The organism is Streptomyces sp. NPDC059668 (assembly GCF_042734135.1).
GTDB lineage: Bacteria > Actinomycetota > Actinomycetes > Streptomycetales > Streptomycetaceae > Streptomyces.
Map to the genome: position 1 here is coordinate 190,283 of NZ_JBHWEL010000008.1, position 10,806 is coordinate 201,088.

Below are 10,806 nucleotides of genomic sequence, written 5' to 3' on the forward strand. Positions count from 1 at the left end.
CCCCGCCGTCCCGGCGCGCCCCGCCGCCCCCTCCGCCGCGCCCTCACGTAGCCGGGGGGGCCTCCCCACCCCCCCCCCCCCCCGTCCAGTTCGAACCAGACCGACTTGCCCACGCCGTGGGCCCGGACGCCCCACGCGTCGGCGAGGGACTGTACGAGGACGAGTCCTCGGCCGTGCGTACCGTCGTCGGCGTCCGGTACCCGCGGCCGGGGCCTGCGTCCCACGAAGTCCCGTACCTCCACGCGGAGTCCGGAAGGCCGGACGGTGGCCGTCAGGATCGCGTCGTGGTCGGTGTGGATGAGGGCGTTGGTGACGAGCTCGCTGGTCAGCAGCTCGGCTATCTCGGACTTTCCGGGCCTCCCCCAGTGCCGTAAGAGTTCCCTCAGCGCCCTGCGGGTCTCGGGCACCGCCCGTAGGTCCGCCCTCGCCAGCCTGCGCCTGAGCTGCGCGGTGGCCGGTTGATCCGCCGCACTCCCGGACGTCTCCTCCATCATCGCCTTTGCCGTGGAGGCCCCGATCGCCACGGGACCGCGCCCTCGTACCTGCCTTCTCATGACCCCCGCCTGCATGCCGATGCCGATTCCCCTCGTGATCGAACATGTTCACGGGAATCCATGCCCTCCTACGCGAGGCGGCAGTCATGTCGATTCGTCAACCCTCGGCCACGCGGGAGGGAACGCGTGGCGGCGTGACGGGCCGCCGCCCCCGGGCCTCACCCGCCCGGACTCGCGGGACCGGCGGCCGTCCTCGGAAGGCGCACACCTGCCGGCGTGATCCGGTCGACCGTGCGCGGGGACCGGGCCGGACACCGTCGATGCCGTAGGGGCGGCGGACACCCCCGGAGCCGGCGCCCGGTGGAGCCCGCGCCCCGGGCCGCGCACGAGCGTTCCGCGGGCGCCGCGGTCGTCCCGGTCGTCACGGATCGGGCGGGGAAAGCCCTGGTGGGCGGCCGGGAACCCGCCACGCGGCGGACGGCCCGCCCGCTCGGGCGCTGCGCGCCCCGGCTCCGTACCGGAACGTCCCGCCCGACTCGGCGCGGGCCCGGACGGCCCGGTTCCGGTCTCCCCCGCCACCGCACCCTCCGCCCGACGTGCCGCCCTACGTGGGGCACGCCGGAAAAGGTGAGCCGGAGCGCGAACGGCTTGCGCCGGCGGCGCGTCCGGCTCCGGCGCGCCCCCCGGAGCCTCCTGCGCGGACCGGCGTACCGAGCGTGGGCGCTCGGCCCGTCTACCGACTCTCGTCTGCTCTTCCGGCCGTACTGGAGGGGGCGAACGGTCCGGCCACGGCGGCAGGCCGGCCCCTCACCGACGTCGACACGGCACTCGGTGGTGGGTCAACACGCCTAGGCCCTCGGCATGTTGCGGATGTTCGAGCGGGCCATCTGGAGCATGCGGCCGACTCCGCCGTCGAGGACGATCTTCGACGCCGACAGCGCGAACCCGGTCACCATGTCCGCGCTGATCTTCGGCGGGATGGACAGGGCGTTGGGGTCCGTGACGATGTCGACGAGAGCGGGGCCCTTGTGCTTGAAGGCCTCCTTCAGCGCGCCGGCCAGTTGCCGCGGCTTCTCGACGCGGACCCCGTAGGCGCCGCAGGCCCTGGCCACGGCCGCGAAGTCGGGGTTCTTGTTGGTGGTCCCGTACGACGGGAGCCCGGCGACCAGCATCTCCAACTCGACCATGCCCAGGGACGAGTTGTTGAAGAGGACGACCTTCACCGGCAGGTCGTACTGGACGAGGGTGAGGAAGTCGCCCATCAGCATGGAGAACCCGCCGTCGCCGGACATCGACACGACCTGGCGTCCGCGGTCGCTGAACTGGGCGCCGATCGCCATCGGCAGCGCGTTCGCCATCGAGCCGTGCGAGAACGAACCGATGATGCGGCGGCGCCCGTTGGGCGAGATGTAGCGCGCCGCCCAGACGTTGCACATCCCGGTGTCGACGGTGAACACCGCGTCCTCGTCGGCGAGTTCGTCCACCACCGAGGCGACGTACTCGGGGTGGATCGGAACGTGCTTCTCGACCTTGCGGGTGTACGCCTTCACCACGCCCTCGAGCGCGTCCGCGTGCTTCTTCAGCATCTTGTCCAGGAAGCGCCGGTCCCCCTTGGGCCGCACCCTCGGGGTGAGACAGCGCAGGGTCTCCTTGACGTCGCCCCAGACCGCCAGGTCCAGCTTCGAGCGCCGGCCCAGGTGTTCGGGGCGGACGTCGACCTGGGCGATCTTCACGTCGTCGGGGAGGAAGGCGTTGTAGGGGAAGTCGGTGCCGAGGAGGATGAGCAGGTCGCACTCGTGGGTGGCCTCGTAGGCGGCGCCGTAGCCGAGCAGACCGCTCATGCCGACGTCGAACGGGTTGTCGTACTGGATCCATTCCTTCCCGCGCAGCGCGTGTCCCACCGGCGACTTGACCTTCTCCGCGAACTCCATGACCTCGGTGTGCGCCCCCGCCGTCCCGCTCCCGCAGAAGAGGGTGACCCGGTCGGCCTCGTCGATCAGCGCGACGAGCTTGTCGATCTCGGTGTCGCCGGGGCGGACGCTCGGGCGGGAGGTGACGAGGGCGGTCTCGACGGTCTTCTCCGGGGCGGGCGCGGCGGCGATGTCGCCGGGGAGGGAGACGACGCTGACCCCCGACTGGCCGATCGCGTGCTGGATGGCGGTCTGCAACAGCCTGGGCATCTGTTTCGGGTTGGAGATCAGCTCGCTGTAGTGGCTGCACTCGCTGAAGAGCCGGTCGGGGTGGGTCTCCTGGAAGTAGCCGAGGCCGATCTCGCTGGAGGGGATCTGCGAGGCGAGGGCGAGGACCGGGGCCATGGAGCGGTGGGCGTCGTACAGACCGTTGATGAGATGGAGGTTGCCGGGGCCGCAGGAGCCCGCGCAGGCGGTGAGCCTGCCCGTGATCTGGGCCTCCGCGCCCGCGGCGAAGGCGGCGGTCTCCTCGTGCCGGACATGGATCCAGTCGATCGCGGAATTGCGGCGGATCGCGTCCACGACCGGGTTCAGGCTGTCACCGACGACGCCGTACAGGCGCTTGACCCCCGCGCGGGCGAGGATGTCGACGAACTGTTCGGCGACGTTCTGCTTGGCCATGCTGCACGCACCCCTTAGTGGTCCTGGAACCCTTGAGTCCGTCCTCTGGGGTCCATGAATTCACAGGGAACGCGGTTACGCCTCCCAAACGGCGGCTGCCGTCCGGTCGTCCGCGTATCCCTTGACCCTCACCTGGGTGTCGGCCAGGAACGCGGCCAGGCCCGGCGGTCCGTCGGTGGACCAGCGGGTCGTCAGGTGCTCGCAGAGCCCAGGTTCGCCGCGCAGGGGATCGGCGAGACCGCCCGTGCACAGCAGGAGCGTGTCACCCGGCCGGGCGACGGAGGCGCGGAAGCGGAAGGGTGCGCGCGGCGGCGCGGGGGCGGGCTCGTACGGGCTCGGGGGCGTGGTGATGCCCAGGTCCATGGTGAGCCGGTCGCCCTCGGGGGTCTCGTGGGGCAGCGACCCGAAGCCGACCACCGGCTCCCCGGTGGCGTCGCCCGGCCGCGGCTCGATGTCCTGCCACTCGCCGTCCCGGAGCCGGAACAGACCGCCGTCGCCGACACCGAAGAACACGCGCGTACGGCACTCGGGGTCCGCGGTGAGCAGCAGGCAGCGCAGGCTCGCGGTGTAGTCCTCGGGCTCGACACCCTGCTCCGCCGCGCTCGCGCGCAGCTTGCCGAGGCTGCGGTCGGTGAGCCGGTGGAGCCCCGACTTCAGGTCCCCGCGGCGGGCGGCCCGGATGTCCTCGGCCAGCCGTGCGTGACTGCGGCCGACGGCCCGCCCCATCCACCGGCAGGCCTCGGCGGCCGCCCGGTGCGCGCCGGGGGTGGCGCGGGCGCCGGTCGCCATCGCCACCAGCACCAGCGCCTGCTCCGCCGTCCCGAAACGGGCGGTCAGCAGCGCGTCGCGGCGCGGCTCGCCCCGGTAGCGCGCGGAGTCCCCGCGCACGGAGACCGCCCGCAGGGTGCTGGTCCCGTAGCGCGCCCCGTCCAGCACGGTGTCCGACACCAGGTCGTCGAGGCCGTCCGGGTCGGCGGCCGGAAGCGCGGTGGGTTCGGCGTCGTAGGTGGGCGGGCCCGAGCCCAGGTGGGCCACGGAGGGCCGCTCCGGTGGGGCGGAGGGCAGCGGTTCGTACGGCGCGGGGACGGACAGGTCGGTGCGGGTGGGCGGCGGGGCGGCGGCCGGGGTCTCGGCGGAGGGGGCGGCGGTGAGCGGGGCCGGGGCGTGCGGGGCCCAGGTGTCGGGCTGTGCGGTGCCCCTGGGGGCCGGGGACACCGGGGGCGGCGGGAGCGCGGCCGGGGTGTCCAGAGGGGCCCCGGGGGGCCGTGGCGGAACGACGGCCGACGCGGGCGACACCGTGGGGGGCGGAGGTGCGGGAGGGGACACGGGGCTCCGCGGAGTCCCGGTGCGGAACCCAGGGGGCGTCGGTCCGGGCGGGAAGGCCACGGGTGCGGACGGATCGGCCAGCGCCGGCGAACCGGTACCCGCCCATGGGCCGGCGGACGCGGGCGGCACGGAAGGGGCCGACGCGGGCCCGGCGGACGCCGGCGGGTCGACGGGCCGCGGCGGATCGGCGGACGCGGGCGGACCGGCGGGCGCCGGTACGGGCGGTCCGGCCGCGGCCGGACCGGCGGGTGTCGGCGAACCCGCGCGTGTCCACGGGCCGGCCGAGGCGGGCGGGGCGGCCGGGGCCGAGAACCCGGCGGACGTCGGTGGAGCGGCGGGCCTCGGCGGGTCGGCGGACGGGGCCGACTCCGCGGGGGTCCACGGCCCGGCGGGCGCCGGCGGGGCGAAGGGTGTCGGCGGACCGGCGGGCGGCGGCTCCCAGGGAGCCCGGCCGCGTGCGGGGTCGTCCCGGGGCGGCGGGGCCGGGAGCGGCTCGGGGGCCGCGCCGCGGGGCGAGGCGCCGTGCCAGGGCCCGGAACCGCCGCCGCGCCGCTCCGGTGGCGCGGGAGGCTCCCCCGATCCCCGCGGGGCGTCGCGCTCCGGCGCCTGCGGCCGGGCGCCGGACCCCACCCCGGCCGACTCCGCCGCGGCCTCGCCCGGACCACCCGTACCCTCACCGCCTGTACCCGCACCGCCCGTACCCGCCCCGACCGTCCCCGCGGCCGACGCGAACCGGTCGTCGAGGGAATCGGGCGCGGCGGCGGCCCCGGTGTCCTGGGTGGAGTCGTCGTACAACTGCCCCCACCAATCGTCCTCGTGACCGGTGCGGCTCTCCCCCTGCTGGCTCATGCCCCTAATTGTCACCGCGGGAGCCGGTTGAAAACGGGGCATCCGGAAATCCGGCCACCCGGACCGGTCCGCCGGACGTCCGGCCTTCGACATGTCGAACACCGCCGCGGACAAAGGGGGTTCGGGAGAAGCCGCCGGACGATCCCACCCCCCACGGGAGAACCGCCCGGCGGCGCCTGAGTGACCGGGCCTCGCCACCTCGCGGGTCCGCGCCACGGTCCGGCCCGCCGACGCGCCGTCCACAACGGCCGATTCGCCCCCGCGCGCGACCCGCTTCCCTGCGGGTTCCCCGTGACATCCCGGTGATTCCCGGCGGGTCTCCTCCGGCGTCGGCCGGTACCCCGGTGACGTGAGCTTGGCAGAGTTGCGGGTGCTGCGGCGATGATGTGCCGAGGCGGGTTTGCGCCGTGGCCGGTTTCCGCCACGGCCCGGCCGGAACGGAACCTGGGGAGGGCATCGCCGCATGCTGGGAGCGATAGGTCTGGACGAGACGCACGAGTCGGCGTACCGGGCGCTGGTGTCCGTGGGCGCCGCGGACGTGCCCGATCTCGCGCGCCGGCTCACGCTCGGCGAGTACGACACCGAACGCGCCCTGCGCCGGCTCGAACGGCACGGTCTCGCGGCCCAGTCGTCGTCGCGGCCCGGACGCTGGGTCGCGGCACCCCCGGGGGTCGCCCTCGGCGCGCTGCTCACCCAGCAGCGCCACGAGCTGGACAAGGCGGAACTGGCGGCCGCGCTGCTCGCCGAGGAGTACCGCGCCCAGGCCACCGAACCGGCCGTGCACGACCTGGTCGAGGTGGTGATCGGCGCGGCGGCGGTCACCCAGCGGTTCCTCCAGCTCCAGCTCGGCGCGAGCGAGGAGGTGTGCGCCCTGGTCACCGGGACCCCGATAGCGGTCTCCGGGATGGACAACGACGCGGAGGAGCAGGCGGCCGGGCGCGGCGTCCGCTACCGGGTGGTCCTCGAACGCGCCGTACTCGACCAGCCCACCGGCGTCACCGAGCTGTCCGCCGCGCTCGGCCGTGAGGAGCAGGTGCGGGTGCTGGACACGGTGCCGACCAAACTGGTGATCGCCGACCGGACGCTCGCGATGGTGCCGCTCACCTCCCGCACCGCCCAGCCCGCCGCGCTGGTGGTGCACGCCAGCGGGCTGCTGGAGCTGCTGTCGGGCCTGTTCGAGTCGGTGTGGCGGGACGCGCTGCCGCTGCGGCTGGGCAGCCGGGGCTTCGTGGAACAGGGGCCGGACGGCCCGGACGGCACCGATCTGGAGATCCTGTCGCTGCTGCTGGCCGGGCTGACCGACGCCAGCGTGGCCAAACAGCTCGACCTGGGCCTGCGGACCGTGCAGCGCCGGGTGAAGCGGCTGATGGAGCTGACGGACGTGACGACCCGGCTCCAGCTGGGCTGGCACGCCTACGAGAAGGGCTGGGTGGCCCGGGACTGACCTGCGCCCTCCCGTCCGCTCCGGCACCCTTGACAGATGGGAGCGTGGGAACTCCTGCTGGTCGGCGTGGTGATCGCGCTCGGCGTGTGCGGAGTGCTGGTGCCCGGTGTGCCGGGGTCGTGGCTCGTCTGGGCCGCGGTCCTGTGGTGGGCGCTGAGCGCCCCGCAGACGCTGGCCTGGGGCGTGCTCGTGGGCGCGACGCTGGTCCTGCTGCTGGCCCAGGCGATCCGCTGGGCGCTGCCTCCCCGCCGGCTCCGCGAGGGCGGCGCCACCCCGCGTACGGGCCTGTACGCGGGGACCGGGGCGCTGCTCGGCTTCTGTCTGCTGCCGGTGATCGGCGCGGTGCCCGGTTTCCTCGGCGGGATCTATCTCCATGAGCGGCTGACCGTGGGCGGCCACGAGCGGGCCTGGTCGACGGTGTGGACCCTGATGCGGTCCGGCGGCTGGAGCGTGCTGACGGAGCTGTTCGCCTGTCTGCTGATCGCGGGGGCGTGGCTGGGCGCGGTGGTCTGGGGCTGACCCCGCCGGGATCGCCCTGGGCTTCTGAGCACCCGGGACCTCCGGGACCTCCCTGGACCTCTCCTGCCCCCGCGGTACACCCGTGGGCCTCCCCCTGCCCCCCTGACCTCCGTGGGTCCCCCAGGGCCCCTCTGGGCCTCCGTGGATCCCCCGGGGCCCTCCCGCGACCCGCGACCTCCCGGGCCTCTTCCCCGGACCCCTAGGGAACGAGCGTTCCCAGGTCCACCGTGTCGGCCATCGCCCGCATACCCGCGTCGTTGAAGTGGAGGTGGTCGCCGGGATCGTAGGCGGGGCGGATGCGGTACGGGTCGGCGGGGTCGCGGACGGCCGCGTCGAAGTCCGCCACCGCGTCGAAGAGACCGCCGTCGCGGAGGAAGGCGTTGACCTCCTGCCGGACGGCCTCGCGCCGCTCCGTCCACGCCGGATGGCCGCCGTACGGCGTGATGGTGGCACCGACGACCCGGATCCCGAGGGCGTGGGCGCGCGTCACGATCCGGCGGTACGCGTCCTCCAGGGCGCGGGGGTCCCGCTGCTCCGGCGTGCCCTTGATGTCGTTGATGCCCTCCATCACGATCACCGTACGGACCCCGGCGCGGGAGAACACGTCGGCGTCGAGCCGGTCCAGGGCGCTGGGACCGCTGCCCGCGAGCAGCAGCCGGTTGCCGGAGATCCCCGCGTTGAGGACACCGAGCCGGCGGTACGGCGGGAGCTCGCGCAGCCGGTCGGCGAGCCGGTCGGGCCAGCGGTGGTTGGCGTCGGGGGTCGAACCGGTCCCGTCGGTGATGGAGTCCCCGAGCGCCACCACGCTGCCCGCGGCGCGGGCGCCCAGGACGTCGACACCGGTGACGTAGAACCAGTTGCCGAGGCCGACGGTGTACCGGGTACCGCGCTCGTCCGCGGTCCGATCACCGTCGTGGGCGAGGAAGTTGGTCTGGTGAGCCGAGCGGTGGTACGTCGCCGGGCCCGAGTCGTCCGGCGTGTGGACGGAGATCAGGAGGTTGGCGTCGGCGGGGATCCGCAGGCCGACGGGGTCACCGAGCAGGTCCGTGCCCGGCGGGACGACCACCGACCCGGCACCGGCGAAGGTCACCGTCCGCATCGATCCCGGGACGGCGTCCGGTCCCGCGGGCTCACCGGGCTCCTGCAACGCGACGGTGACGGCCCCGAGACGCAGGGGCTCGGTGCCCAAGCGGTTGGAGATCCGGACGCGGACCGCCTCGCCGCCGACACTCGTGTGCACGACGTTGCGGATCGAGGCGCCGGGCCGGGGCGGCGCGGTGCCGGAGGGGGCGGCCTCCCAGGTGCCGGTCCAGTGGCCGCCGGTGACGGGAACACCTCCCGGGGCGGGGGCGGGTCCCGTGTCGGCTCTCGCGCAGGGCGTGGCGAGCGTCAGGACGGTCGCCAGGGCGGCGACGAGGTGCCGGGCCATGATCACGCGGGTCATGCGGCATGGCTTCCCCGGTCACCGGCGCCCCCAACGGTATGTCACACCGTCAGCCGCACTCCGACGCAAGGGCATTGACCCGTGGCGCCCGCTCCCGGCCGCCCCCGCGCCCTGGGCCTCCGGCCCGATGCGTGCCCGGCGCCGACGTGTTTGGCTGCTGCCATGACCGAATTCAGTGAGGCCGAGCGCGCGTATCTGAGGTCGCAGCGGCTGGGGCGGCTGGCCACCGTCGACGCCCACGGCCAGCCGCAGGCGAATCCCGTCGGCTTCTTCCCGCGGGACGACGGGACGATCCTGATCGGCGGCCATGCGATGGGCACCACCAAGAAGTGGCGCAACCTGCGGAAGAACCCGAAGGTCGCCCTCGTCGTCGACGACGTCGTCAGTCTCCGGCCGTGGAAGGTACGCGGTATCGACATCCGCGGTGAGGCCGAACTCCTCACCGGGCCGCACGACTTGGGCCCCCACTTCAGCGAGGAGCTGATCCGCGTCCATCCGCGGCGGATCCACAGTTGGGGTCTGGAGGACTGATCCCTCAGCGCTCCTCGCCCCGCGCCGCCGCCTCCTCTTCCGCCGCCCTGAGGTGGCGCACCCCGTACGAACGCCAGGGGCGCCACGCCTCCGGGACGTCCTCGCCGGGCGGCGCCACGTCGGGGTCGCCGAGGGCGCGGGTCCGGACGACGGCGACCGTGCGCGCGTCCAGACCCGGGAGCGCGAGCATGGCCGCCTCCGCCGCGTCGCGGTCGGCGCCCGCGTCCAGCCGCAGTGTCCCGTCGGCGAGGGCGGCGGTGAGCGTACCGAGGGGGCCGTCCGGTTCGGCCTCCGCGAGGACGGCCGGCTCGGGGAACACATGGGTGAGCGTCCCGTGCGGGGCGTCCAGCGCCTTCCCGTAGCGGCGCACCAGCCGCTCCGCGGCCGGCCGGCCCACCAGCGCGCGCACGGCCAGTTCGTCCGGGTCCACGGCACCCGGCGACCGCAGGCCGGGGCGGGCGGCGACCGACGGCGCCAGCCGCGGATCGGCCGCCAGCCGCTCGTCCACCGCGTACGGATCGGCGTCGAGATCGAACAGCCGCCGCAGCCGCTGCACCGCGGTGGTCAGATCACGCAGGTCGGTGAGGTGCAGCCGGGTGTCGAGCCAGCCGCCCGGCTGGGACGCCCGCCCGTCCGGACACTCGTTCACCTCGGCGACCCCGGTGCCGTACGGAAGGCGGAGAGTGCGCCGGTAGGTACGGCGGCCGCGGGTGCCGCTCATGTCCTCCACCCCCGCGACCGTCTCGCGGGCGAGGAGGTCGAAGACGGCCGTCGACCGGTACGGCCCCCGGTGGGCGAGGCGCAGCGGGATCCCGGCGGCGGGGGTCCGCGCGCGCCCGACGGTGGGCGCCCCGGGTGAGGCCGCGGCGCGCAGTGCGCTCGGTGTCGAGGCGTACACCGCGCGGATCGTGTCGTTGAACTGCCGGACACTGGCGAACCCGGCCGCGAACGCGATCTCGGTGACCGGCAGTCCGGTCGTCTGCAACAGGACCCGCGCGGTGTGGGCCCGCTGGGCGCGGGCCAGGGCGACGGGGCCCGCGCCGACCTCGGCGGTGAGCTGCCGCTGCACCTGGCGGGTGCTGTACCCGAGCCGTGCGGCGAGGCCGCCGACGCCTTCGCGGTCGACGACGCCGTCGCCGATCAACCGCATGGCGCGTCCCACGACGTCGGCCCGCACGTTCCACTCCGCGGAGCCCGGCACGGCGTCCGGGCGGCACCGGCGACAGGCCCGGAATCCCGAGCCCTGGGCTGCCGCCGCGGTCGGGTAGTAGCGGACGTTCCGGCGCTTCGGCGTCACCGCCGGGCAGCTCGGCCGGCAGTAGATCCCCGTCGTCGCCACGGCGAAGAAGAACTCCCCGTCGAACCGGGCGTCCCTGCTCCGCACGGCCTCGTACCTGGTCTCTTCATCGATCACGTGTCCCAGTGTGCGGGGTGGCTGCCGCCGGGGCTGGCGGGAATCGGACGCGACGCTCGTGTCCGCCGTGCCTGGGGGCTGCCGCCCCCAGACCCCCGCTTTCGGCCTGAACGGCCTCGTCCTCAAACGCCGGACGGGCTGAAAGACATGCCCCACGCCCGTACCCACGGCCTGCCCGGCATGGGCCGGAGCGC

Annotated in this window: 7 protein-coding genes and 1 pseudogene; 3 read left to right on the top strand and 5 right to left on the bottom strand. The window is 74.8% G+C overall.

Going from position 1 to position 10,806, the window contains the following annotated elements; genetic code table 11:
- Positions 1 to 77 precede the first annotated feature (77 nt).
- The 3 genes and pseudogenes from ACFV2J_RS09535 to ACFV2J_RS09545 all read right to left on the bottom strand — a co-directional run.
- Positions 78 to 491 (bottom strand): annotated as a pseudogene (locus ACFV2J_RS09535) (ATP-binding protein); the annotation flags it as partial.
- 851 nt (positions 492 to 1,342) lie between these two features.
- Positions 1,343 to 3,085 (bottom strand): pyruvate dehydrogenase, encoded by a 1,743-nt coding sequence (locus ACFV2J_RS09540; protein WP_385437975.1) that lies wholly within the window; start codon positions 3,083 to 3,085, stop codon positions 1,343 to 1,345.
- A gap of 75 nt (positions 3,086 to 3,160) precedes the next feature.
- Complete coding sequence (locus tag ACFV2J_RS09545) at positions 3,161 to 5,260, bottom strand: protein phosphatase 2C domain-containing protein (RefSeq protein WP_385437977.1); 2,100 nt, start codon at positions 5,258 to 5,260, stop codon at positions 3,161 to 3,163.
- A gap of 463 nt (positions 5,261 to 5,723) precedes the next feature.
- Between ACFV2J_RS09545 and ACFV2J_RS09550 the strand changes: the two genes are divergently transcribed.
- Positions 5,724 to 6,704 carry a helix-turn-helix domain-containing protein gene (locus ACFV2J_RS09550; protein WP_385095609.1) on the top strand — a complete coding sequence of 327 codons (981 nt, stop codon included), beginning with the start codon at positions 5,724 to 5,726 and terminating at the stop codon, positions 6,702 to 6,704.
- A 36-nt stretch (positions 6,705 to 6,740) separates the two neighbouring features.
- Positions 6,741 to 7,223, top strand: a complete 483-nt coding sequence (locus ACFV2J_RS09555; RefSeq protein ID WP_385095606.1) for a DUF456 domain-containing protein — start codon at positions 6,741 to 6,743, stop codon at positions 7,221 to 7,223.
- Positions 7,224 to 7,422: 199 nt separating this feature from the next.
- Here ACFV2J_RS09555 and ACFV2J_RS09560 read toward each other — a convergent pair whose 3' ends face one another.
- Positions 7,423 to 8,667: an SGNH/GDSL hydrolase family protein gene (locus ACFV2J_RS09560; RefSeq protein WP_385095604.1), complete on the bottom strand. Its 1,245-nt coding sequence runs from the start codon at positions 8,665 to 8,667 to the stop codon at positions 7,423 to 7,425.
- A 162-nt stretch (positions 8,668 to 8,829) separates the two neighbouring features.
- On the opposite strand from ACFV2J_RS09560, the gene ACFV2J_RS09565 reads away from it, so the two are divergent.
- Entirely contained in the window at positions 8,830 to 9,198 is a 369-nt protein-coding gene (locus ACFV2J_RS09565; protein WP_385095601.1) for a PPOX class F420-dependent oxidoreductase, read from the top strand.
- 4 nt (positions 9,199 to 9,202) lie between these two features.
- Here the strand turns inward: ACFV2J_RS09565 and ACFV2J_RS09570 are convergent, their stop codons facing one another.
- Positions 9,203 to 10,609, bottom strand: a complete 1,407-nt coding sequence (locus tag ACFV2J_RS09570; RefSeq protein WP_385095612.1) for a DNA-3-methyladenine glycosylase 2 family protein — start codon at positions 10,607 to 10,609, stop codon at positions 9,203 to 9,205.
- Positions 10,610 to 10,806 lie beyond the last annotated feature (197 nt).

Bases quoted from the DNA above. Each gene is read 5' to 3' on its own strand.
- ACFV2J_RS09545 (WP_385437977.1), bottom strand. From the start codon at position 5,260: ATGAGCCAGCAGGGGGAGAGCCGCACCGGTCACGAGGACGATTGGTGG.
- ACFV2J_RS09555 (WP_385095606.1), top strand. From the start codon at position 6,741: ATGGGAGCGTGGGAACTCCTGCTGGTCGGCGTGGTGATCGCGCTCGGC.
- ACFV2J_RS09550 (WP_385095609.1), top strand. From the start codon at position 5,724: ATGCTGGGAGCGATAGGTCTGGACGAGACGCACGAGTCGGCGTACCGG.
- ACFV2J_RS09565 (WP_385095601.1), top strand. From the start codon at position 8,830: ATGACCGAATTCAGTGAGGCCGAGCGCGCGTATCTGAGGTCGCAGCGG.
- ACFV2J_RS09540 (WP_385437975.1), bottom strand. From the start codon at position 3,085: ATGGCCAAGCAGAACGTCGCCGAACAGTTCGTCGACATCCTCGCCCGC.
- ACFV2J_RS09560 (WP_385095604.1), bottom strand. From the start codon at position 8,667: ATGACCCGCGTGATCATGGCCCGGCACCTCGTCGCCGCCCTGGCGACC.